The organism is Oryzomicrobium terrae, assembly GCF_008274805.1.
Classification (GTDB): Bacteria; Pseudomonadota; Gammaproteobacteria; order Burkholderiales; family Rhodocyclaceae; genus Oryzomicrobium; species Oryzomicrobium terrae.
The window spans coordinates 748,152-770,771 of the sequence record NZ_CP022579.1; the positions used below are offsets into that span (position 1 = coordinate 748,152).

Genomic DNA, 22,620 nt, shown 5'->3' on the forward strand with positions numbered 1-22,620 from the left:
GTCCTGTTGCGTACCGCTGTGGTGCTGGGTCTATCGGATGGGACGGATGGGTGGAGCCCGTTGGCTGCTCCTGCTACCATTCGTTTGAATTGTGTTCGGATTTCAAATGTGAGCGAGCAAGGCGAAGGGGGCAACAAGCGCGGCGGTGTCCGCGCCGGGGCCGGGCGCAAGCCCGGGGGCGGGGCCTTTGGCGAACCGACGGTGCCGGTACGGGTGCCGCAAAGCCAGGCACCCCTAGTGCTCGACTGGCTGGCCCATTTCAAACGTCGGCGTGAATCGGGCCTGATCGCCGGGGATCGAGCCGGGGAGGTCCGTCCGGTGCAGGCCGGCCCTGCCCAGACCGTTCCGTTGTTCGCCTCCCGGGTGCCAGCCGGGTTCCCCTCGCCGGCGGACGACTACGTGGACCGGGGGATTGATCTCAACGAGCATCTCATCATCCACCGCGACAGTACCTTCATCCTGCGCGTTTCGGGGTGGTCGATGCGCGACGCCGGCATCTTTGACGGCGACGAGATCATCGTGGACCGGGCCCTGCCGCCCCGGGACGGCGCGGTGGTCGTGGCGGTGGTGGATGGGGAGCTGACGGTCAAGCGCCTGCGTCGCGGGCCGGACGGGGTGCGGTTGTGCGCCGAGAATCCGGACTACCCGGACCTGGTCTTCCGCGACGGCCAGGAAGTGACCATCTGGGGGGTGGTTACCCGCGCCCTGCACCGCCTCTAGGCCGTTGCCATGACCCGCGCCATCGCCCTGGTGGATGTGAACAACTGCTACGTCTCCTGTGAGCGGCTGTTCCGCCCGGACCTGGCTACCCGGCCGGTGGTGGTGCTGTCGAACAACGACGGCTGCGTCGTCTCACGCAGTGCCGAAGCCAAGGCCCTGGGGATTCCCATGGGCGCCCCCTGGTTCAAGATCCGTGGCCTGGCCAGCAAGCAGGGGGTCACCGCGTTCTCATCCAACTACGCCCTCTATGCCGACATGAGCAATCGCTTCATGTCGATCCTGGCGCGTTTTTCCCCGGAGCGGGAGGCCTACTCCATCGATGAGTGCTTCCTCGATCTTGGCGGCCAAGCAGAGCGGGTCGCCCTGGGGCGGCGCATTCGCCAGACCGTGCAACGGGAGATCGGCCTGCCGGTATGTGTCGGCATCGCCCCAACCAAGACCCTGGCCAAGCTGGCCAACCATTTGGCCAAGAAGCAATCGGCCTGGGGCGGCGTGTGCGATTTTGGCGCTCTGCCGGAAGGTCGCCAGGAGGCGCTGCTGCGCGGTATCGAGGTGGGCGAAGTGTGGGGTGTCGGCTGGCGCTTGCGCGAGGCTTTGGAGCGGCGCGGCATCCGCACGGTATGGGACCTGCGCCAGGCCGATGCGGAAACCCTGCGCCAGCGCTTTTCAGTGATTCTGGAGCGCACCGTGCGCGAACTGCGCGGTACGCCCTGTCTTGGGCTGGAGCAGGCGGTGGCGGACAAGCAGCAGATTCTGTCCTCCCGCTCCTTTGGCCGCCCGGTGGCGTCCTGCGAGGATCTGGCGGCCGCCGTGGCGGCCTATGCCGCCCGGGCAGCAGAAAAGCTGCGCCGCCAGGATTCCCTGGCCGGGGCGGTGGGCGTCTATATCCGCACCTATCGGCACCGGGAGGATGAGCGGCCTTATTACGGCCAACTGGTTCTGCCCCTGGCGGAAGCCAGCGACGACAGCCTGGAACTGATCCGGGTGGCCCGGCTGGCGCTGCAGCGCATCTACCGGCCTGGGGTGCGCTATGCCAAGGCCGGCGTCATGCTGCTCGGCCTGGTGCCGCGCAGCGGGCGCCAGGCGGACTTGTTCACGCCGCCGGAGGTGGTGGTTCGGCAACAGCGCCGGGAGGGGGTGATGCAAGTGCTCGACCAGGTCAACCGGCGCTGGGGCGGCGGCACTCTGGGGCCGGGCGCCGCGGGCCTCAAGCACGGTGTGGCCTGGGCGATGCGGCGGGACCATGTTTCCCCTGCCTACACCACGGCTTGGCGGGATCTGGCGCGGGTCAAGGCCTGAGCTCCGGTGGGCCAGGCGTTGCTCGTCTGGCGCCGATGGGGAGGCAGGCGTGGCTGGTAGGCAAAAAACGGGCAAGAAAAAACCCGCCGAGCTTGCGCTTGGCGGGTTTCAGGGGAACCGGCTGAAGCGGAGTGGCGTTGCCATCACTTCAGCTTGGTTTCCTTGTACATCACGTGCTTGCGAGCCTTGGGATCGTACTTCTTGATCTCAAGCTTTTCCGGCGTGGTGCGCTTGTTCTTGGTGGTGGTGTAGAAGTGGCCGGTGCCGGCGGAGGATTCGAGCTTGATCTTTTCGCGCATTGTTTAATGCTCCAGCTTAGATCTCGCCACGAGCACGCAGCTCGCCGAGAACGACATCGATGCCCTTCTTGTCGATGACTCGCAGGCCGGCGTTGGAAACACGCAGGCGCACGAAGCGGTTCTCGCTCTCCACCCAGAAACGGCGGTAGTGCAAGTTCGGCAGGAAGCGGCGCTTGGTTTTGTTGTTGGCGTGGGAAACGTTGTTCCCCACCATCGGGGCTTTCCCCGTCACTTGGCAGACACGCGCCATGTCAGTGCTCCAAAATCACAGAAGAGAAAGCCGGCGATTGTAGCGTAAGTGATAGAGAAATATCAAGTATTTCCGCACGTTGGCGGGAGGAGCGCTCAGGCGATGATTTCGTAGCGTGCCTGCAGGCAGTCGAGCAGGCGTTGCTCGCCGTTGTCCTTGAACTGTTCGAAGCGGATGCCGAGACGAAAGCAGTCGTGGGTATTGGACAGCACCGTGTAGGCCATCTTAGCGCGGACCTCGATCAGCGGCTGGCGATGGTCCGGGTAGAGCGGCGGCACCGAGATGAGCAGGGTGACGGTGCCGGGAACGAACAGGTTGCGCTCGGACAATATGGCGGCTCCCCCCAGGGACAAGTCCCAGGTCAATCCCCGATAGGTGGAGCGTTCGGCCGCGTGGTCAAAGACGATGGCCACGGGCCAGCGCACGGGAAAGCGCCGATGCATGCGGTGTTCGATCATGGTTGTGCCGATTATACCGGCTCGCCATCCCGTGGTTGGAGAAATGAATGTCATGCAATGTTTCGTCGCCCCGGCTCAGAGCAAGCCCCGTTCTGCCAGGGACTGGGGAGGGCCGGCGGAGGGGACGATGAAGTGGTCGAGCAGGCGCACGTCCACCAGGGCCAGGGCATCGCGCAGGGCCCGGGTCAGGCTTTCGTCGGCGGCCGAGGGCTCGGCGGCGCCGGAAGGGTGGTTGTGGGCGACGATTACCGCTGCGGCGTTGTGGCTGAGCGCCCGTTTGACCACCTCGCGGGGATACACCGCCGTCTGGGTCAGGGTGCCGTGGAACAGGGGCTCGCTGGTGATCAGGCGGTGACGGGCGTCGAGCCACAGGGCGAGAAAGACTTCCCGGGGCTCCCGGGCCAGGGTCAGGCGCAGGTAATCGGCCACCGCCCGGGGCGAGGTGAAGATGGGCAGTTCGCGCACCTCTTCACCCAAGGCGCGTCGGGCCATTTCGAGAATGGCCTGCAGTTGGGCGTATTTGGCCTCGCCCATGCCGGGGATGGCGGCCAGTTGCGCCGCGTCGGCGGAAAACAGGCGGGTCAGGGTGCCGAAGTGGCTGAGCAGGTCCCGGGCCAAGTCCACCGCGCTTTTACCGCGGATGCCGACGCGCAGGAAGATGGCCAGCAGTTCCGCATCGGTCAGGGCGTGGGCACCCTGGGCCAGGAGCTTTTCGCGGGGACGGTCGGCGGCGGGCCAATCGGTGATGGCCATGGCGGAGGACTCCAACGGGTTGTGCCGGGCTGCAGCGGGGTGGGGCGACGGCGCCCCGGGCTGAGGCTAGAATGGCGGCGCCCCTTCGTTACCGCTGCATTCTACCGACATGACAATGGCGTTGCCTGAGCAATTCGCGCACTCTACTGCCCCTTCTGCATCGACGGATGGGCTCGAACTGGCCGGCCGGCGCATCCTGCTCGGCGTGACCGGCGGAGTGGCCGCCTACAAGGCCGCCGAGCTGACCCGCCAGTTGATCAAGGCCGGCGCCACGGTGCGGGTGGCGATGACCGAGGCGGCTACCCGCTTCGTCGCCCCGGCCACCTTCCAGGCCCTGTCCGGGCAGAGCGTCTTCGTCGATGCCTGGGATGCGCGGGTGCCCAACTTGATGCCCCATATCGAACTTTCCCGGGAGGCGGATGTGGTGCTGGTGGCCCCGGCTACCGCCGATTTCCTGGCCAAGGTGGTGCAGGGGCGGGCCGACGATCTGCTGTCCACCCTGGTGCTGGCCCGGGATTGCCCCTTGCTGGTGGCGCCGGCCATGAACAAGCAGATGTGGGACAACCCGGCCACCCAGCGCAATGTCGCCCAGCTGGCCGCCGATGACATCTCCATGCTCGGCCCGGACGAAGGCGTCCAGGCCTGCGGTGAGACCGGCTTCGGCCGCATGCTGGAGCCCGAGGTGCTGGTGGAAGAGGTGATCGCCTTTTTTACCCCCAAGGTGCTGGCCGGCAAACAGGTGCTACTCACCGCCGGTCCGACCTTCGAAGCCATCGACCCGGTGCGCGGCATCACCAACCTGTCGTCGGGGCGCATGGGCTACGCCCTGGCCCGGGCGGCGCGCCAGGCCGGCGCCGCGGTGACCCTGGTGAGCGGCCCCACCGGCCTGCCCTGCCCGGTGGGGGTGGCGCGCATCGACGTCACCAGCGCCCTGGAGATGCACGGCGCGGTGCTGAGCCGGGCGGCAGCGTCCGACGTGTTCATCGCCGTGGCGGCGGTGGCTGACTACCGGCCGGCGGCCCCCGAGACCCGGAAGATCAAGAAGACCGCTGCCGGTGGCGAGGCCATGACCTTGGCGCTAACGCGCAACCCGGACATCCTCTCCGACGTGGCGGCGCTGCCGGCGCCTCCCTACTGTGTCGGCTTTGCCGCTGAGAGCCACGACTTGGCCCAGTACGCTGAGGCGAAGCGGGTGAACAAGAAGCTGCCCCTAGTGGTGGGCAATCTGATCGGCGACGGTTTCGGCGGCGACAGCAACAAGGTCATCCTGTTCGATGCCAGCGGCGCCCATCCCCTCGCCACCACCAGCAAGCACGGCATCGCCCGGGACATCGTGGCGCGCATCGCCGCCGCCCTGGCCGGCTGACCTATCCGACTGCTCCGCCAAAGGAACCGCCATGCACCACATCGACATCAAGCTGCTCGACAACCGGCTACGCGAAATGCCGCCCCAGTACGCCACGCCGGGAGCGGCGGGGCTGGACCTGCGCGCCTGTATCGAGGCCCCGGTCCATGTCAAACCCGGGGACACCACCCTGATCCCTTCGGGGATCGCCATCCACCTAGCCGATCCGGGCCTGGCCGCCATCGTCCTGCCCCGCTCCGGGCTGGGCCACAAGCACGGCGTGGTCCTGGGCAATCTGGTGGGGCTGATCGACAGCGATTACCAGGGCGAAATCCTCATTTCGGTATGGAACCGGGGCAAGGATGCCTTCACCATCAATCCCCTCGACCGCATCGCCCAGCTGGTGGTGGTGCCGGTGGTGCAGGTGGGCTTCAACGTGGTGGAGGAATTCCCCGCCACCGACCGGGGCGAAGCCGGTTTCGGTAGCACCGGCAAGCACTGAGGCGCGGTTTTTCGGGGGGCGCCGTGGCGCGGCGTCGGCCCGCGCTCTGCCCCTGCTCATGCCGCCTGTCGTGCCCGCTGCGCTTGTAGCGTTCAGTCCGGCTCAATTACTATTTCATGACATTCTGAAATAGCGCTCGATCGGCCAGGGGCCTGCCTGGGCCAGAATCGGGTGGTACAACACCAATAAGGGAGCGAGACATGAGCAAGACCAAGATGCTGGGTGCAGCGGTGCTGCTGGCGATGAGCGGTGTGGTTCACGCCGCCGGGCCGGCCAAGCCGGACCTGGCCCGGGCCGAGGAGATCGTTGGCGGGCGCTGTTTCCTCTGCCACGGCGCCGAGGGCGAGTCGTCCAGCCCGATCTTCCCCCGCCTGGCCGGGCAGAACGCGGATTACGTCGCCAAGCAATTGGCCGATTTCCAGAGCGGCCGGCGCAAGAGCGACACCATGCAGTCCCAAGTGCAGGAACTGACGGCGGATGAAATGACGGCCCTGGGCCTCTTCTTCGCCGCCAAGAAGCCGGCGCCCCATCGCCCCCGGGATGTGGATCTGGCTGGGGTCGGTCGTTACATCTTCACCAAGGGCAATCCCTTCGCCGGGGTGGCGGCCTGCTCTAGCTGCCATGGCGCCAAGGGTTATGGCACCACCCAACTGCCCCGCCTGGCGGGCCAGCATCCGCTCTACATCGAGGAGCAGCTCAAGCAGTTCAACAAGCGCGAGCGCACCAACGACAACGCGGTGATGCACGCGGTGGCGTCCAAGCTCACCGAGCTGGAGGTCAAGGCCGTGGCGGAATACATCGGCGCACTGGACTGAGCGGGTGGCGGACGCCGGCCCGTCCGGCGCTCTGCCCTTCGTCAAACTCCGCATGAACAAAGGCCCGCCGGGGACGCTCCCCGGCGGGCCTTTGTTTTCGGGCATCTCCAGGCAGGGTGCCCGGAGATGCCCTACTGGCGCGGGGTTTCAAATGGCGCCAGGTTGCGGTGCGGCTCAGGTCAGCATGTCGGCCCAGATGTTCTTGGCCCAGCCCAGGGCGATCTTCGCCTCCAGCTCGTTGCGCGCCGCCGAGACGCCACCGGCCCCGGCCACCGGCATCGGCTGCTTCTTCTCCGCGTCGTAGCGGTGCACCGAGGAGACGTGGATGACGCTCTTTTCGGCGACGAAGCTGTAGCAGGTGTTCATCACCACCGGCTCCGGATTGGGTTCCAGGCCGGACTGCAAGTTGATGATGGCGGCGGCGGCCACCTTGGCGTGCTGGTTGGCCATGTGTCCGGACTTGGGCATGGTGGGCGCCGGGAAGATGGCGTCGCCCAGGACATGGACCCCCGGGGTGTTGGTGGACTCCATGGTCAGCCAGTTGACGTCCACCCAGCGGTTGTTGATCAGCTTGAGGCCGGCCTTGGCAGCGATCTCGCCGGTGCGCTGGGGCGGGATGACGTTGAGCACGTCGGCCTTGACCTTGTCGAACTCGAGCAGGGCGGTCTTGCCGGCCACGTCCACGTCGGTGAGCTGGCTGTTCGGCCGGTACTCGACGATGCCCTTGTACAGGTCGTCCCAGGCTTTCATGAAGAGGCCCTTCTTCGAGGTCACCTCTTCGTTGGCGTCGAGGATCAGCACCTTGGATTTGGGCTTCTTCGCCTTCAGGTAGGCGGCCACTACGCTGGCACGCTCGTAGGGCCCGGGAGGGCAACGGTAGGGGGCCTTGGGGATGGAGATGGCGAACACGCCACCGTCCTTCATGTCCTCCAGCTGCTTGCGCAAGGCAACGGTCTGGGGGCCGGCCTTCCAGGCGTGCAGGATCTTGCCCTGGGCGTCGGCGTTGTTGAGGGCCGGTACCTGGTCCCATTGGAAGTCCACGCCGGGGGAGAGCACCAGCCGGTCGTAGGACAGGGTGCCGCCCTGGGCCAGGGTGACGGTGCGCTTGGCGGTATCCACCGCAGTCACTTCGTCCTTGATGACCCGCACGCCCCAGTGGGTCTTGAGGCCCTCGTAGGAGACGGTGATGTCCTCCAGGCCCTTGTAGCCGGCCACCACCAGGTTGGAGATGGGGCACGAGACGAAGTTGGCGTTGCGCTCCACCAGGGTCACATCGATGCCCCGGTCGCTCCACATGCGCAGGTACTTGGCCACGGTGGCGCCGCCATAGCCGCCGCCCACCACCACCACGTGGCCGCGGGCCTTGCTGGCACCGCCGGCGCAGGCCGTCAGGCCAAGGGTCGAGCCGGCCACGGAGGCGGCACCGGCTGCCTTGAGGAAGTCGCGTCGATTGAGTTGGTTCAGATTCGGCATGGTCGCTCCCCCTTATTTCTGTGCGGCAAAGTAGTCGGCGATCAGGCTCAGTTGCTCGTCGGTGTAGCCCTTGCTGATCTGGTGCATGATCGTGGCCGGCTTCACGCCGGTCTTGAAGTCGTTGAGTTTCTGCAGGAGCTTGTCCCGGGGCGTGCCGGCCAGGGCGTCCAGGCCGGAGCCGGGCACGGCGTTGCCGTTGGTGCCGTGGCAGTTGGCGCAGGTCGCCGCCAGGTTGCGGCCCAGGTTCGGATCCTTGGCCAGGGCGCTGCCGCTGGCGCCGGCAAGGGCGGTGGCGGCGATCAGGGCCAGGGCCCATCGGTGCGACGAACGAATCATGTTTCCTCCTTGAAAGCTGGTTTTCCCGCAGGGAATGGTGCGCCGCATTCGGCGGCCCGGGAGGGCGCCTCGCGCCGGCGCGGGTAACGACAGCCTGTTCTCTTCCTCGTGCTCCCGCGATTTTCCCGGTTTCATGGGAAAAAACGGGGATGCCGCGGACATGGTTTTATGCTGCGGTACAGCATGCAGCGTTATTGACTATATAACTACATAGTTATAGATTTAACGCACCAATCAACGAAGCACGTTATTCGGACTCTACGCTGTCATGGACGAAGTCGACAAGGTGTTCGATGTAGTGGCTGAGTATTTCAGCCTGCTTTCGGACCCGACCCGTCTGCGGATTCTTCACTGCCTGTGCAACAGCGAAAAGCCGGTGCACGAAGTGGTGGATGCCATCGGTCTGACCCAGGCCAACGTCTCGCGGCACCTCAGCCTGCTCTATCGAGCCGGTGTGGTGGACCGCCGCCGGGACGGTAACGAGGTGTTCTACCGGGTGGTGGACCAGAATTTCGTAGACCTGTGCCGCACCGTGTGCGTGTCGGTGGCCAGCCGGGCTGACCGGCTGCCGGCCGACGGCGCCGGCCTGTTCCCGGCGAGCGACGCCTAACGGGCGAAAGCCCGGCCCGCGGCGCGATGCCTGCGCGACGTCCTGATAATCGCTTTATTCGAATATTCCAATGAACACGCCATCCATGAGGGGAGACTGCATGAGTGAGCATCCGACACGGCCCGAAGGCGCCGGTCAGCGCCTGGGCAAGGTGCGCCCGGCCCCCGAGGGCTTTCTGAGCCAGGACGATATCGCCGCGGTCAAGGCCGGCCGCCGGGATTTCCTGCGCGGCAGCTTTTCCGCCGCCGTGGCTGCCATGGGTGCCGGCGCCGCTGGCTTTTCCGGCCTGGCCCGGGCCGCCGAGGAGGGCGACTCCGCCATCCTCACCCTGCCGCCCTGGAGCACCAGCCTGGGCCAAGGGGTCGCCACCCGTCCCTACGGCCTGCCCAGCCAGTACGAAAAAGGCTTGATCCGCCGCGAATCGCCGGGCCTGACCCGGGTGTCCGGCTCGTCCGTGGCCTTCACCCCGTTGCAGGGCCTGTTCGGCATCATCACCCCCTCGGGCCTGCACTTCGAGCGCCACCACCAGGGCTGGCAGGACATCGATCCGTCGCGCCACCGCCTGATGATCAACGGCTCCGATCCCTCCATGGTCAAGCGGCCCAAGGTCTACACCATGGACGACATCCTGCGCATGCCGCCGGTGTCGCGCATCCACTTCATCGAATGCGGCGCCAACACCGGCATGGAGTGGGGCAACGTGGCGGTGCCCACCGTTCAGTACTCCCACGGCATGCTGTCCTGCTCCGAATTCACCGGGGTTCCCCTGCGCTGGATCCTGGAGGACTGCGGCGCCGACCTGAAGAAGGGCAAGTACATTCTGGCCGAGGGGGCCGACGGCTCGTCCATGACCCGCACCATCCCCATGGAACTGGTGCTGTCCGACGAGGTGCTGGTGGCCTACGGCCAGAACGGCGAAATGCTGCGCCCCGAGAACGGCTACCCGCTGCGCCTGGTGGTCCCGGGCGTCCAGGGCGTGTCCTGGGTCAAGTGGTTGCGCCGCATCGAGGTGGGCGATCAGCCTTACGCCACCAAGGACGAGGCGGTGCACTACATCGACCTGATGCCTAACGGCCAGCATCGCCAGTACTCCTCCATCCAGGAGGCCAAGTCGGTCATCACCAGCCCCTCCGGTGGCCAGATGCTGCTCGACAAGGGCTTCTACAACGTCACCGGTCTGGCCTGGTCCGGCAGGGGCAAGGTCAAGAAGGTGGATGTCTCCTTCGACGGCGGCATCAACTGGAAGGAAGCGCGCCTGGAGGGCCCGATCCATTCCAAGGCCCTGGCCCGCTTCAACATCGGCTGGGTGTGGGATGGCAAGCCGGCGATCCTGCAATCCCGGGTCACCGACGAAACCGGCTACGTCCAGCCGTCCTACGGCCAGCTGCGCGCCGTGCGCGGCACCAAGTCGATCTATCACAACAACGCCATTCAATCCTGGAAAGTGGCCGAGAGCGGGGAGGTGTCCAATGTCCAGGTTCTCTAAGCTCGCCTGTGTTGCCCTGATCGGCGCCCTGGGTGCCACCTCGGCCCTGGCCGCCGGCAAGGGTGCGGCACCTGCTGCGCCGGTGCTCGAAGGCCTTGGCCGTCCCGCCACCCCGGCCGAGATCCGCGCCTGGGACATCGACGTGCGTCCCGACTTCAAGGGCCTGCCCAAGGGCCAGGGCTCGGTGGATCAGGGGCAGGAAGTGTGGGAGGCCAAGTGCGCCACCTGCCACGGCACCTTCGGCGAGTCGAACGAGGTGTTCACCCCGATCGCCGGCGGTACCACCGCCGACGACATCAAGACCGGTCATGTCAAGAATCTGGGCCCCGGCTCCAGCTTCCCCCAGCGCACCACGCTGATGAAGGTGGCCACCCTGTCGACCCTGTGGGACTACATCAACCGGGCCATGCCGTGGACCGCGCCGAAGTCCCTCAAGACCGACGAGGTGTATGCGGTGCTCGCCTACATCCTCAACCTGGGTGAGATCGTGCCGGCCGACTTCGTGCTCTCCGACGCCAACATCGCCGAAGTGCAAAAGCGCATGCCCAACCGCAACGGCATGACCACCGATCACGGCCTGTGGCCGGGCAAGGGCATCGGCACCGGCAAGCCGGACGTGAAGGCTGTGGCCTGCATGACCAACTGCAAGACCGAGGTGAAGATCGGCTCGACCCTGCCCGACTATGCGGAAGCCGCCCACGGCAACCTGGCCGAGCAGAACCGCACCGTCGGCGCCACCCGGGGCAAGGACATCAATGCCGCCAAGGGGCAGCCCGCCGCCGCGGCGGACAAGCCCTCGGCCAACGCCCTGACCAGCCAACTGGCCCAGACCGCCGGCTGCACCGCCTGCCACGGCCTGACCAACAAGGTCGTCGGCCCGGGCTTCAACGAGGTGGCGGCCAAGTACAAGGGCAAGGCCGATGCGGAAGGTAAACTGGTCGCCAAGGTGAAGCAGGGTGGCGCCGGCGTGTGGGGGCAGATCCCGATGCCGCCGCAATCCCTCAAGGACGAGGAAATCAAGTCCCTGGTGCAGTGGATCCTGTCGGGCACCCCGGCAAAGTAACCGTAGCGCATGAAAGATCACGCGGCGTCGCAGGACGCCATTTAGAGGAGACTGACTGATGAGCATGAACGAGATGAACGCCCGCCGCGATGCCATGAAGAAGATGGGTGGCATGGGTTTCCTGGGCCTGCTGGCTGCCGCCGGCATGATCACCCCGCAGATGGCCCTGGCCGCCTGGAACAAGGGCGCCTTCGAAGCCAAGACCCTGGCCGACACCCTGAAGGCTCTGGGCGCCGGTACCCCGGTGGAATCCAAGGACGTGGTGCTGAACGCCCCGGACATCGCTGAAAACGGCGCCGTGGTGCCGGTCTCCGTCACCAGCAACCTGCCCAAGAGCCAGCAGGTGGCGATCCTGGTGGAAAAGAACCCGAACGCCCTGACCGCCCAGTTCACCATCCCGGAAGGCACCGAAGCCAGCATCACCACCCGGGTGAAGATGGGCCAGACCTCCGACGTCTACGCCCTGGTCAAGTCCGACGGCAAGTTCTACATCGCCAAGAAAGAAATCAAGGTCACCCTGGGCGGCTGCGGCGGCTAAGTGCTGACCTTGCCAAGCCCCATCCCCAGGCCCAACCACCGTATTAAGACAGGAGTCACACCATGGCTGATCCGATGAAAATCCGCGCCGCCAACAAGGACGGCGTCACCGAAGTGAAGATCCTCATGAGCCACGAAATGGAAACCGGCCAGCGCAAGGACGCGTCCGGCGCCATCGTGCCTGCCCACTTCATCACCGAAGTCACCGCCAGCTGGAACGGCAAGGTCGTGCTGCAGGGCGAATTCGGCCCGGCCGTGTCCAAGAACCCCTACCTGTCCTTCAAGTTCAAGGGCGGCGCCAAGGGTGAAAAGGTCACCGTGTCCTGGGTGGACAACAAGGGTGACAAGCGCAGCGACGAAGGCGTCATCGCTTAAGCAGTACCGCCGTAGCCGGGCTGGCCGCCGTGGCCGGTCCGGGTTGTACCCATACCAATAAGCGCCCGGCTCCATGCATCCTGCATGGGCACGGGGTTCGCCCAATCCTTGATGGAGGAGAGTCATGCGTAACCAACGCCCTGGCACCCCGAATGCTGCCCGCGCCTGGCTGATGGCCGGCAGCCTTGCCTTCCTGGCCACCGGCTCCGCCCTCGCCCAGGACAAATCCATGGACGAGATCGCCAAGTACCGCGAGATGCTCGCCGACGGCAACCCGGCCGAGCTGATCGAAATGCGCGGCGAAGAGTTGTGGAAGACCCCGCGCGGCCCCAAGAACGTCAGCCTCGAACAATGCGACCTGGGCCTCGGCCCGGGCAAGGTCGAAGGTGCTTACGCCCAGCTGCCGCGCTACTTTGCCGATACCGGCAAGGTGATGGACGTGGAGTCCCGCCTGGTGCACTGCATGCAGACCCTGCAGGGTTATTCCTTCGCCGAGGCGACCAAGAACTGGTATTCCAAGCCGGGCAAGGAATCGGACCTGGTGGCCCTGGTCACCTGGATCGGCGGCCAGAGCAACGGCCAAAAGATCAGCGTGCCGGCCAAGCACCCCAAGGAAGCCGAGATGGTGAAGATCGGCGAGTACATCTTCCATCGCCGCTCCGGTCCCCAGGATTTCGGCTGCGCCATCTGCCACGGCCAGGACGGTGTGCGCATCCGCCTCCAGGACCTGGACAACCTGTCCCAGCCCAAGGGCGCCCAGAAGGCCATGCGTACCTGGCCCTCCTACCGGGTGTCTCAGGGCACCGTGTGGACCATGCAGCGCCGCCTGATCGACTGCATGCGCCAGGCCCGCTGGCCGGAGCAGAAGTTCCCCTCCGACGCCGTGGTCGCCCTGGAAATGTACCTGCAGAACAAGGCTACCGGCGGGGTCCTCGAATCCCCGGGAATCAAGCGCTGAGGAGACGAACATGAGCCATCACACCCTGCGACTCCTGGCCGCCGCCGTGGCCGTCAGCACCATCCTGCCCCTGGCCGCCCACGCTGCGGATAAGGCCCCGGCCGCCGCCAAGCCGGCCAAGGCCGATCCCGCCCTGGTCGCCAAGGCCGAAAAGCTGTACCTGGATTCCTTCGACCCGGACCAGCCGCGCACCCACCTGGACCGCCTCAAGCAGGACGAGGCCATGGCCCTGTGCAGCCAGTACAAGGACAATCCCCCGGCAGCCGTGCGCGCCAAGATCGAAAAGGCCCAGCTGGAGACCATCCGCTTCCCGGTGGAAGGCCGCCTGGTGGGCGACTGGAAGAAGGGCGAGGAACTCGCCTCCTCCGGCCGCGGCGGGCACATCGGCAAGATCCAGCCCGACCCCAAGGGCACGGCCCGGGGCGGCAACTGCTATGCCTGCCACCAGCTGGCGACCAAGGAAGTGGCCTACGGCACCATCGGCCCCTCCCTGCACAACTTCGCCAAGGTGCGCGGCTACGGCGAGGACATCGCCCGCTACGCCTACATGAAGGTGTACAACGCCCAGGCCTTCTCCGCCTGCACCAACATGCCGCGCTTTGGCTACCACGCCTGGCTGACGCCGGAGCAGATCGCCGACATCGTCGCCTTCCTGATGGACCCGGAATCCCCGGTCAACAAGGACTGAGGCCGGAACCGCGTACCCCCTTGGCCCGAACGGCACCGTCGCTCGGGCTTTTTTTTACGAATTGAGTTGGAAGGGACCGTTTCATGAGCATGAACCGCCGTGAATTCCTCAACATGCTGGCGGTAGCCGCCGCCGGCGGCTTCGCCTTGCACAGCGACTTCGCCCTGGCCGAAAAATCGGCGGCGAAGATGTACGACCTGCCGCGCTTCGGCAACGTGTCGCTGCTGCACATGACCGACTGCCATGCCCAGCTGAAGCCGATCTACTTCCGCGAGCCCAACGTCAATCTGGGCCTGGGCGGCCAACTCGGCCGGGTGCCGCACCTGGTGGGCGAATCCCTGCTCAAGCACTTCGGCATCCGCCCCGGCACCCTGGATGCCCACGCCTTCACCTACCTGGACTTCGAAAAGGCCGCCCGCACCTACGGCAAGGTCGGCGGCTTCGCCCACCTGGCGACCCTGGTCAAGCGCATGAAGGCCAACCGCCCCGGCGCCCTGCTGCTCGACGGCGGCGACACCTGGCAAGGCTCCGGCACCGCCCTGTGGACCAATGCCCAGGACATGGTCGATGCCTGCAAGGCCCTTGGCGTGGACATCATGACCCTGCATTGGGAATGCACCTACGGCATGGAGCGCCTCAAGGAGATCGAGGAGAAGGACTTCGCCGGCAAGATCGACATCGTCGCCCAGAACGTCAAGACCAACGACTTCGGCGACCCGGTGTTCAAGCCCTACGTCATCAAGCAGATCAACGGCGTGCCGGTGGCCATCATCGGCCAGGCCTTCCCCTACACCCCCATCGCCAACCCGCGCTACATGGTGGCCGACTGGACCTTCGGCATCCAGGACGACAACATGCAGAAGGTGGTGGACGAGGCCCGCGGCCAGGGCGCCCAGGTGGTGGTGGTGCTCTCCCACAACGGCATGGACGTGGACCTCAAGATGGCCTCCCGGGTGCGCGGCATCGACGCCATCCTGGGCGGCCACACCCACGACGGCGTGCCTGCCCCGGTCAAGGTCAGCAACGCCGGCGGCGTCACCCTGGTCACCAACGCCGGCTCCAACGGCAAGTACCTGGGCGTGCTCGACTTCGACGTCAAGAACGGCAAGGTCGCCGACTTCCGCTACAAGCTGCTCCCCGTGTTCGCCAACCTGATCCCGGCGGACAAGGCCATGGACGACCTGATCGCCAAGATCCGCGCGCCCTACGAGAGCAAGCTCGGCGAGCAGCTGGCCGTCACCGAAGGCCTGCTCTACCGCCGCGGCAACTTCAACGGCACCTTCGACCAGGTCATCCTGGACGCCCTGATGAAGGTCAAGGACGCCGAGATCGCCTTCTCCCCCGGTTTCCGCTGGGGCACCTCGCTGCTGCCCGGTCAGGCCATCACCATGGAGCACGTGCTCGACCAGACCGCCATCACCTACCCCTACACCACCGTCACCAACATGACCGGGGAGATGATCAAGACCGTGCTCGAAGACGTCTGCGACAACCTCTTCAACCCGGACCCTTACTACCAGCAGGGCGGCGACATGGTGCGGGTGGGCGGCCTGCAATACACCTGCGACCCCACCGCCAAGATGGGCGGCCGCATCCAGGACATGCGCCTCAACGGCAAGCCCATCGACCCGGCCAAGACCTACAAGGTCGCCGGTTGGGCCCCGGTGGCCGAAGAAGCCAAGGCCGCCGGCGGCGAACCGATCTGGGACGTGGTGGCCGGCTACCTGCGCAGCATCAAGACCGTGAAACCCGTGGCCCTCAACCTGCCCAAGCTGAAGGGCGTGGACGGCAACCCGGGGATGGTGGGTTGATGGTTTAACCCTCTAGCCACTGATAACACAACGCCCCGTCGCTACCGGCTGCTGCCGGTGGTGGCGGGGCGTTGTGCTTTGGGGGGTGGGGGGCGTCGGCTCCTCACCTCGAACGTTGTGCGAGCACCAAACGTCAAGCCCCAGGCACTACCAAAACAAAAACGGCCCGTCCGGCGAGACCACCGCCGGACGGGCCGTTTGCATTGCGACTCCCGGCGGCCTGCCGGGACGTACCGATCAGCCTTGCAGCACCGCCGCCATGGCTTCGGCCACGTAGTTCACGTTGCCGGTGTTGAGGCCGGCCACGCACATGCGGCCGGAGCGCACCAGGTACACGCCGAATTCCAGCCGCAGGCGGTCCACCTGCTCGGGGGAGAGACCGGTGTAGCTGAACATGCCGCGCTGCTTGAGGAAGTAGGAGAAATCCTTGCCCGGCACCCGGGCGGTCAGCACTTCATAGAGCTTCTGGCGCATGGCCTGGATGCGCACCCGCATCTCGTCCACTTCCTTGACCCACTGGGCGTGCAGGGCGGTGTCGTTCATCACCTTGGTGGTGACCTTCTCGCCGTGGATGGGGGGGCTGGAGTAGTTGCGGCGCACGGTGAATTTCAGCTGGCCCAGGATGCGGCCGGCTTCCTCGGCATCCTTGCAGACCACGGACAGGCCGCCCACCCGCTCGCCGTAGAAGGAGAGGTTCTTGGAGAAGGAGTTGCTGACCAGGAAGGGCAGCTTGGCCGCAGCCAGGGCGCGGATGGCGTAGGCGTCTTCTTCCAGGCCGTCGCCGAAGCCCTGGTAGGCGATGTCGAGGAAGGGGATCAGGTTGCGCTCGGCGACGATGGCGATGACCTGCTGCCATTGTTCCTGGGAGAGATCCACGCCGGTGGGGTTGTGGCAGCAGGGGTGCAGCAGGACGATGCTCTGCTCGGGCAGGCCCTTGAGGCAGGCGACCATGCCGGCGAAGTCCACGCCGCCGGTCTTGGCGTCGTAGTAGGGGTAGTCGTGCACGGCGATGCCGGCGCCTTCGAAGATGGAGCGGTGGTTGTCCCAGGTGGGATTGCTGACCCAGGCTTCGCTCTTGGGGAAGTAGCGCTTGAGCAGGTCGGCGCCCACCTTGAGGGCGCCGGAGCCGCCCAGGGTCTGGATGGTGGCGATGCGGCCGGCCTTCAGGGCCTCGCTGTCGGCACCGAAGAGCAGCTTCTGCACCACGGCCCGGTAGTCGGCGGCGCCTTCCATGGGCAGGTAGGAGCGGGGGCCGGATTCGGCGGCGATGGCAGCCTCGGCAGCCTTCACGGAAGCCAGCAGGGGGATGTTGCCGGCCTCGTCGTAATAGAGACCGATGCCCAGGTTCACCTTCTTCGGGTTGGAGTCCTTGTGGAAGGTTTCCACCAGGGTGAGGATGGGGTCGCCAGCGTAGGCATCGACGTGTTCGAACATGCAGGAATCCTTGCGTGGTGCGGGGAGCGGCGCCGGGCGCGGGCCCGGCGGGGCCGTCAATCGGTAGTCGGGGCGGGGCCGCACCGCGGCGCGGTCCCGGAGGCGGCATAGTGCCCCAGGACGGGGCGCGGCTCAATGCCCGGCAGCCTGCCGTTCCGGGCGCCGTGCTGACTGCGTCGCACGCATGAGGTCAGGCGGCGGTACGCAGTGTGCCGTGTTCAGTGCTGGTGGTCAGGCGAAGAAGCGGCTCCACAGGGCCGAGCAGGGCATCGCCAGCACCAGGGCGGGCAGCATGTTCACCACCGGAAACAGCTTGATGCCGCAGATGCGTAGGCCAGTGGCGAGCATCACCAGGCCGCCGCAGGCGGAAAAGTCGGCCAGCATGGTCGGGGTGGTCAGGGGCACCAGCAGGCTGGCGCTGGCGTAGAGGGCGCCCTGGATGAGCATCTGGGGCACGGCGATGAGGGCCACGGCCACCCCCAGCTCGGCGGCGAAGATGGTGGCGGTGAACAGGTCGAGCACCGACTTGGCGATGAGAATCTGGGCCTCGCCGGTCATGCCCTCGTGGGTGGCGCCGAAGATGCCCATGCCGCTGGCGCAGAAGAGCACCAGGATGGTCACGTACTTGGCGACGAAGCCTTCCACCTTGGGGTTGCCCTTGTCCCCGGGCAGCAGCCGTTCGGCCTGCTTCTGGGCCCAGCCGATGGCCAGCTCCAACCCCCGTTCGAGGCACAGCAGTTCGCCGATCAGCGCCCCGCCCAGCAGCGCCAGGGCCAGGGGCGGAATGGCATGGACCTTGGCCATCAGGGTGGTGCCGATGCCGGCGGCGAGGATGCCGCAGGTGAGCGGCAGGGCCTGGGTGACCCGCACCGGGATGCGCCGGCCCAGCACCGCGCCGGAAATGCCGCCCACGATCAGGACGGCGCTATTGACCAGGGGACCCAGCATTGCACGCTCGCTTTCTTCCGCGTTGCCTTGTCCGCCTCGGCACGGCAGCCGGGGCCGGAGGACCGGGGCCCACCCCCGGTCCGCGGCCGGCCTGGTAGCGTGGCTACAGGGCAACGTGGTCCAGCAAGGCAACTTTTACGATATGAAGACGAAAGTGTATTGAGTGAAGGTCCGCGTGGATAATATCGTTTGAATTTGCATCAATATCGAAACGATATGGAAAGCCCCAGGGTGACGCCATGGACCTGAAGCGCCTGCACTACTTCTGCACCATTGCCGACCAGGGCCAGATCAGCCGGGCGGCCCGGGTACTGCATATGGCCCAGCCGCCCTTGAGCCAGCGCCTGCGCGAACTGGAAGAAGAGCTGGGCACGCCCCTGTTCCTGCGCCAGGGCCGCGAGCTGCAACTGACCGACGCCGGCCGGCTGCTCTACCGCCGCGCCCGGGACATCCTGCGCAGCGTGGACGCCACCAAGGAAGAGGTGATCCGCGCCGCCACCCAGGCCGGGCCGACCCTGCGCATCGGCCTCACCCCCACCTCCCGGGCCCTCTGGCTGTCGCGCTTCGAGACCCTGCGGGCGCTCTTCCAGGACCGGCAGATCGGCCTGGTGGTGGGGGATTCGAGCTACCTGGAGCACCTGCTCGAAACCGGCCAGATCGACGCCGCCTTCATGCAGCCGCCCCTGCACCCGGAAAACTTCCGCATCCAGCGCCTGGCCAGCAGCCCGCCGGTGGCAGTGCTGCCGCGCCGCCTGCACGGCACCGTGCCGCCGCGCCTTACCCTGGCCGACCTGGCGCCCCATCCCCTGCTGCTGCTGCGCCGCTCCTTCGGCGTGAGCACCTACGAGCGCCTGCTGCGCAGCTTCCACGAACTGGGGCTGACCCCCAACGTGGCCCTCTACAGTTCCGACGTGTCCCTGCTGCTGGAGTTGATGCGCCGGGGTTTTGCCGGCATCGCCGTGGTGCCCGAGTCCGAGGCGGGGGACATGGGCGAGGACTACTGGATCCGCCCCCTGGAGGCGGATCTGCCGGACTACCACCTGTCCCTGGTGTGCCGCAGCGGCGAGCAGGATGCGGCCCTGGTGGAACGGCTGCTGGCCTTCTGGGCCGATTGACCCGGCTGCACCGCAGCGCCAGCGCAAGGGGGAGGGCGCCCGAAGAGGGCCTGAGCGTATCTGGATGCGTCCGGCCCGGAGCACCGGGATCGGCCGCCGCGCCGCGACGCCCGGGGCGGCCGCCTTACGCCGCCGGGTCCGGAGCGTCGGGAAACGTCAGGGTGAAGCGCAGCCGCGACCCGGTTTGCGCCACCTGGGCCTGCCCGCCGTGCAGGGCCATGATCGAGCGCACGATCGCCAGGCCCAGGCCACTGGAGCGCGCCGAATCGGAGCGGGCCGTGTCGGCGCGATAAAAGCGGTCGAACAGGCGGGCGAGTACCGCCTCGGGCAGCGGCGCACCGTCGTTTTCCACCGCAAGGTGCCAGACGCTTCCGTCGTGGCGCGCCGAGAGCTCGATGGTGCTGCCCGGCGTGGCGTGGCGCACCGCATTGGCCACCAGGTTGCCCAGGGCGCGGCGCAGCAGGGCCGGATCGGCGCGCAGGGTGCCGTCGCCCCGGGTGCGGATGGTCACCCCCCGCTCCTCGGCCAAGCCCTCGAAGTACTCGGCCTGCCGTGTCAGCTCGGCGGCGATCGACAGGGGCTGCCTGTCGAGGGCCTGTCCGGCGTGATCGGCCCGGGCGAGGAACAGCATGTTGTCGATCATGCGCGCCAGCCGTTCCAGTTCCTCGATGTTGGATTCCAGCAGCGCCTGGTAGTCGCTTTCCGCCCGGGGGCGGGCGAGCATCACCTGGCTCTGGCCGAGCAGGTTGCCCACCGGGGTGCGGAATTCGTGGGCCAGGTCGGCGGCGAACTGGGACAGGCGCGCAAAGCCGTCTTCGAGGCGGGCCAGCATGGTGTTCAGCGCCGTGGCCAGGCGGGCGATCTCGGGCGGGGCGTCCCGGGCGTCGAGCCGGGTGGACAGGCGGTTGACGGTGATGTCCCCGGCGACACGGCTCAAGCGGCGCAGCGGCGCCAGGGCGCGCCACACCACCCCGGCGGCGAGCAGGGCGGCCAGCGCGGCGGCCAGGGCGGCGGCCAGGCCGATGCGCCAGCGGTAGGCGGCCAGCAGCGCGGCCCGGTCCGGGTAGGCCCGGGCCACCGTGACGACCACCGGCCGGCCGTCGGGCTGCCCCAGCCGGGCCACGCCGGCCACCGCCGCGGCGGGGCTGCTGTCCCGGGTGTGCCAGCGCACCAGGGCGGCGGGGGCCGGCTCCTCGTTTTCGGCCAGGGGGGCGGGGCTGGGCAGGGCCTCGCGGCGCGGGTTGATGGTCAGCAGGACCTCGCCGTCCAGGGCGCGCACGTCGATCAGGGCGTTGCTCTCGCCGCTCATCGTGTCGCGCAGGTACTGGGGGCGCGTCAGCAGCAGCTCGGGGGTGGCCGCGTCGGCGAGCTGCTGGCGCAGTTGGCGCAGCTTGCCGAGCAGTTGCACGTCGTCGCGCCATTCGAGCTGGCCGGCGAAGGAGTGGTAGAGGTAAAAGCCCAGGCCGCTGCTGGCGACGGCGACCACCGCGGCGAACAAGAGCGCCAGCCGGACGCTCAGGGACAGGCGGGGCGTCACGGGCGCCATTCGCACACGTAGCCCATGCCGCGCACCGCGTGGATCAGGCGCCCCGGCACCGGGTCGCCGATCTTTTGCCGCAGGCGCCGGATCGCCACGTCCACCACGTTGGTGTCGCTGTCGAAGTTCATGTCCCACACCTGGGAGGCGATCTGGCTGCGGGAGAGCACCTCGCCCTGGCGGCGCAGCAGCAGGTGCAGCAGGGCGAATTCCCGCGGCGTCAGATGAATGCGCTCACCGCCCCGGGTGACGCGGCGCGCCGGCACGTCCATGCAGAGGTCGTCGATGGCCAGCTGGTCCGCCTCGCGCAGGGGGCCGCGCCGCAGCAGGGTGCGGATGCGCGCCACCAGCTCGGCGAAGGCGAAGGGCTTGACCAGGTAGTCGTCGGCCCCCAGCTCCAGCCCCTTGATCCGGTCGTCCAGGCCGTCCCGGGCGGTCAGGAAGATCACCGGCGTGCCCTGGCCCTCGCGCAGCCGGCGCAGCACCTGCCAGCCGTCCAGCCCGGGCAGCATCACGTCGAGCACGATCAGGTCGTACCCCCCTTCCTCGGCAAGGTGCAGCCCCTCCCGGCCGTCCCGGGCCAGGTCGACGACAAAGCCCGATTCGGTCAGCCCCTTCTTCAAGTAGTCGCCGGTCTTCGGCTCGTCTTCCACCACCAGTATCCGCACGCTTGCGCCTCCTAATCGAGCTCCGGATGGTAGCCATGGCGGGCGCGGCGGTGGATGACAATTTTGTCATCGGGCCGCCACCGTTCCGCCAGCCCCCGCCCGCTATCGTGGCCGTTCTCGCTACCACGGAGACTGCCCCATGGCCCGTAAATTCCTTTTCCCCCTGATGCTCGCCACGACGGCCGTCCAGGCCGCCCCTCTGCCGGTGGCGCCCCAGCTCACCCTGTCCGCAGCGGAACAGCTGGCCGTCTCGGCCCGGGAAGCCTGCGCGGCTCGGGGCAAGGCGGTCACCATCGCCGTGCTCGATGCCGGCGGCCAGACCGTGCTGCTCGGCCGGGGCGACGGCGTCGGCCCCCACAACACGGAGGCGGCGCGCCGCAAGGCCTACAGCGCCCTGTCGACCAAAACCGCCACCCTGCACTTGGGGCGGGCCGCCCGGGCCAACCCCGACACGGCCAACCTCGCGAACCTGCCCGAACTGCTGTTGCTCGGCGGCGGCGTGCCGCTGTGGCAGGGCGACACCCTGGTGGGCGCCATCGGCGTGGCGGGGGGCGGCGGCCCCGAGGGCGACGACACCTGCGCCCGAGCCGCCCTGGCCGGCCGCCCCGACCTGCAAACCCGTTGAATCCCTTTTTTCAAGGAGGATAGTTCCATGTTGCAACCGATCCGCACCCTGGCCCTCGCCGGCCTGCTTTCCCTCGCCAGCCACGCCGCCCTCGCCGCCGGCAATCCGCTGAGCGTCCACATCCTGGACCTGCAAAGCGGCCAGCCCACCCCGGGCGTGACCGTCGATCTCGAGCAAAAGACCGCCGCCGGCTGGCGCGCCCTCGGCTCGGCCGTGACCGACGCCCAGGGCCGCATCCGTGAGATGTTCCCGGCCAAGGAACGCTTCGCCGCCGGCGAGTACCGGGTGGTGTTCCATACCGGCGAGCACTTCGCCAAGATCAAGCAGCCGACCTTCTTCCCCGAGATCCCGGTGCCTTTCACCGTCGAGGATGCGGCGCAGCACTACCATATCCCCCTGCTGCTCAGCCCCTACGGCTATTCCACCTACCGGGGCAATTAAGCCCCGCGCTGGCAAAAAAACCCCGCCCGGCATGTGCCCGGCGGGGTTTTTTTGTCGGGCCGGGTTGGCGTCGC

26 protein-coding genes are annotated in these 22,620 nt (G+C 67.3%); 16 read left to right on the forward strand and 10 right to left on the reverse strand.

Translation table 11 applies throughout. The annotated features are described in order from the left end of the window. Positions 1-108 precede the first annotated feature (108 nt). Complete coding sequence (locus OTERR_RS03440) at positions 109-720, forward strand: LexA family protein (protein WP_246154310.1); 612 nt, start codon at positions 109-111, stop codon at positions 718-720. Positions 721-729: 9 nt separating this feature from the next. After that, a complete protein-coding gene (locus OTERR_RS03445; RefSeq protein ID WP_149424872.1) occupies positions 730-2,019 on the forward strand; it encodes a Y-family DNA polymerase in 1,290 nt (429 codons plus the stop codon). A 143-nt stretch (positions 2,020-2,162) separates the two neighbouring features. Here OTERR_RS03445 and rpmG read toward each other — a convergent pair whose 3' ends face one another. From rpmG to radC, 4 genes are all read right to left on the reverse strand, one after another. Then, entirely contained in the window at positions 2,163-2,318 is a 156-nt protein-coding gene (gene rpmG, locus OTERR_RS03450; protein WP_054621622.1) for a 50S ribosomal protein L33, read from the reverse strand. Positions 2,319-2,334: 16 nt separating this feature from the next. After that, positions 2,335-2,568, reverse strand: coding sequence for a 50S ribosomal protein L28 (gene rpmB / locus OTERR_RS03455; protein ID WP_054621621.1), 234 nt, complete (start codon positions 2,566-2,568; stop codon positions 2,335-2,337). 95 nt (positions 2,569-2,663) lie between these two features. Next, the gene (locus tag OTERR_RS03460; protein WP_054621620.1) at positions 2,664-3,026 is read right to left on the reverse strand and encodes a PilZ domain-containing protein; all 363 of its coding nucleotides are present in this window, start codon (positions 3,024-3,026) and stop codon (positions 2,664-2,666) included. Between the two features lie 75 nt (positions 3,027-3,101). Next, positions 3,102-3,779: a RadC family protein gene (gene radC, locus OTERR_RS03465; RefSeq protein WP_149424873.1), complete on the reverse strand. Its 678-nt coding sequence runs from the start codon at positions 3,777-3,779 to the stop codon at positions 3,102-3,104. 121 nt (positions 3,780-3,900) lie between these two features. Between radC and coaBC the strand changes: the two genes are divergently transcribed. From coaBC to OTERR_RS03480, 3 genes are all read left to right on the forward strand, one after another. Beyond that, the gene (gene coaBC / locus OTERR_RS03470; protein WP_246154312.1) at positions 3,901-5,145 is read left to right on the forward strand and encodes a bifunctional phosphopantothenoylcysteine decarboxylase/phosphopantothenate--cysteine ligase CoaBC; all 1,245 of its coding nucleotides are present in this window, start codon (positions 3,901-3,903) and stop codon (positions 5,143-5,145) included. 31 nt (positions 5,146-5,176) lie between these two features. Then, a complete protein-coding gene (dut, locus tag OTERR_RS03475; protein WP_054621617.1) occupies positions 5,177-5,626 on the forward strand; it encodes a dUTP diphosphatase in 450 nt (149 codons plus the stop codon). A gap of 200 nt (positions 5,627-5,826) precedes the next feature. After that, on the forward strand, positions 5,827-6,441 hold the full coding sequence (locus OTERR_RS03480) for a c-type cytochrome (protein WP_054621616.1): 615 nt from the start codon (positions 5,827-5,829) through the stop codon (positions 6,439-6,441). 174 nt (positions 6,442-6,615) lie between these two features. On the opposite strand, the gene OTERR_RS03485 is transcribed toward OTERR_RS03480, so the two are convergent. Both OTERR_RS03485 and OTERR_RS03490 read right to left on the reverse strand, forming a co-directional pair. After that, positions 6,616-7,914 carry an NAD(P)/FAD-dependent oxidoreductase gene (locus OTERR_RS03485; RefSeq protein ID WP_149424875.1) on the reverse strand — a complete coding sequence of 433 codons (1,299 nt, stop codon included), beginning with the start codon at positions 7,912-7,914 and terminating at the stop codon, positions 6,616-6,618. Between the two features lie 12 nt (positions 7,915-7,926). After that, on the reverse strand, positions 7,927-8,250 hold the full coding sequence (locus OTERR_RS03490) for a c-type cytochrome (protein ID WP_054621614.1): 324 nt from the start codon (positions 8,248-8,250) through the stop codon (positions 7,927-7,929). A gap of 268 nt (positions 8,251-8,518) precedes the next feature. Here OTERR_RS03490 and OTERR_RS03495 point away from each other — a divergent pair, with 268 nt between their 5' ends. The 8 genes from OTERR_RS03495 to soxB all read left to right on the forward strand — a co-directional run bounded on the left by OTERR_RS03495 (position 8,519) and on the right by soxB (position 15,778). Beyond that, positions 8,519-8,860, forward strand: a complete 342-nt coding sequence (locus OTERR_RS03495) for an ArsR/SmtB family transcription factor (RefSeq protein ID WP_054621613.1) — start codon at positions 8,519-8,521, stop codon at positions 8,858-8,860. Positions 8,861-8,960: 100 nt separating this feature from the next. Further along, a complete protein-coding gene (gene soxC, locus OTERR_RS03500; RefSeq protein ID WP_054621612.1) occupies positions 8,961-10,346 on the forward strand; it encodes a sulfite dehydrogenase in 1,386 nt (461 codons plus the stop codon). Next, on the forward strand, positions 10,330-11,409 hold the full coding sequence (locus OTERR_RS03505; RefSeq protein WP_054621611.1) for a c-type cytochrome: 1,080 nt from the start codon (positions 10,330-10,332) through the stop codon (positions 11,407-11,409). The genes soxC and OTERR_RS03505 overlap by 17 nt, the downstream gene beginning before the upstream one ends. 58 nt (positions 11,410-11,467) lie before the next feature. Then, complete coding sequence (soxY, locus tag OTERR_RS03510) at positions 11,468-11,947, forward strand: thiosulfate oxidation carrier protein SoxY (RefSeq protein WP_342780112.1); 480 nt, start codon at positions 11,468-11,470, stop codon at positions 11,945-11,947. A gap of 62 nt (positions 11,948-12,009) precedes the next feature. Then, positions 12,010-12,321, forward strand: a complete 312-nt coding sequence (soxZ, locus tag OTERR_RS03515) for a thiosulfate oxidation carrier complex protein SoxZ (protein ID WP_054621610.1) — start codon at positions 12,010-12,012, stop codon at positions 12,319-12,321. A 124-nt stretch (positions 12,322-12,445) separates the two neighbouring features. Continuing rightward, a complete protein-coding gene (gene soxA, locus OTERR_RS03520) occupies positions 12,446-13,279 on the forward strand; it encodes a sulfur oxidation c-type cytochrome SoxA (protein ID WP_054621609.1) in 834 nt (277 codons plus the stop codon). Between the two features lie 10 nt (positions 13,280-13,289). Then, a complete protein-coding gene (gene soxX, locus OTERR_RS03525) occupies positions 13,290-13,967 on the forward strand; it encodes a sulfur oxidation c-type cytochrome SoxX (RefSeq protein ID WP_082397082.1) in 678 nt (225 codons plus the stop codon). A gap of 83 nt (positions 13,968-14,050) precedes the next feature. After that, a complete protein-coding gene (soxB, locus tag OTERR_RS03530) occupies positions 14,051-15,778 on the forward strand; it encodes a thiosulfohydrolase SoxB (protein ID WP_054621608.1) in 1,728 nt (575 codons plus the stop codon). A gap of 237 nt (positions 15,779-16,015) precedes the next feature. Here soxB and OTERR_RS03535 read toward each other — a convergent pair whose 3' ends face one another. Together OTERR_RS03535 and OTERR_RS03540 are read right to left on the reverse strand one after the other, a co-directional pair. Next, the gene (locus tag OTERR_RS03535) at positions 16,016-17,212 is read right to left on the reverse strand and encodes an amino acid aminotransferase (protein WP_149424876.1); all 1,197 of its coding nucleotides are present in this window, start codon (positions 17,210-17,212) and stop codon (positions 16,016-16,018) included. A gap of 231 nt (positions 17,213-17,443) precedes the next feature. Further along, a complete protein-coding gene (locus OTERR_RS03540; protein WP_149424877.1) occupies positions 17,444-18,160 on the reverse strand; it encodes a DUF554 domain-containing protein in 717 nt (238 codons plus the stop codon). A 239-nt stretch (positions 18,161-18,399) separates the two neighbouring features. Here OTERR_RS03540 and OTERR_RS03545 point away from each other — a divergent pair, with 239 nt between their 5' ends. Beyond that, the gene (locus OTERR_RS03545; protein ID WP_149424878.1) at positions 18,400-19,275 is read left to right on the forward strand and encodes a LysR family transcriptional regulator; all 876 of its coding nucleotides are present in this window, start codon (positions 18,400-18,402) and stop codon (positions 19,273-19,275) included. A 124-nt stretch (positions 19,276-19,399) separates the two neighbouring features. Here the strand turns inward: OTERR_RS03545 and OTERR_RS03550 are convergent, their stop codons facing one another. Then, positions 19,400-20,812 carry a heavy metal sensor histidine kinase gene (locus OTERR_RS03550; protein ID WP_223115993.1) on the reverse strand — a complete coding sequence of 471 codons (1,413 nt, stop codon included), beginning with the start codon at positions 20,810-20,812 and terminating at the stop codon, positions 19,400-19,402. Then, the gene (locus OTERR_RS03555) at positions 20,809-21,480 is read right to left on the reverse strand and encodes a heavy metal response regulator transcription factor (protein ID WP_149424880.1); all 672 of its coding nucleotides are present in this window, start codon (positions 21,478-21,480) and stop codon (positions 20,809-20,811) included. Before OTERR_RS03555 ends, OTERR_RS03550 begins: the two co-directional genes overlap by 4 nt. 139 nt (positions 21,481-21,619) lie before the next feature. Here OTERR_RS03555 and OTERR_RS03560 point away from each other — a divergent pair, with 139 nt between their 5' ends. Continuing rightward, complete coding sequence (locus tag OTERR_RS03560) at positions 21,620-22,105, forward strand: GlcG/HbpS family heme-binding protein (protein WP_054621602.1); 486 nt, start codon at positions 21,620-21,622, stop codon at positions 22,103-22,105. Positions 22,106-22,132: 27 nt separating this feature from the next. Then, positions 22,133-22,546 (forward strand): hydroxyisourate hydrolase, encoded by a 414-nt coding sequence (uraH, locus tag OTERR_RS03565; protein ID WP_149424881.1) that lies wholly within the window; start codon positions 22,133-22,135, stop codon positions 22,544-22,546. The last annotated feature ends 74 nt before the right edge of the window (positions 22,547-22,620 follow it).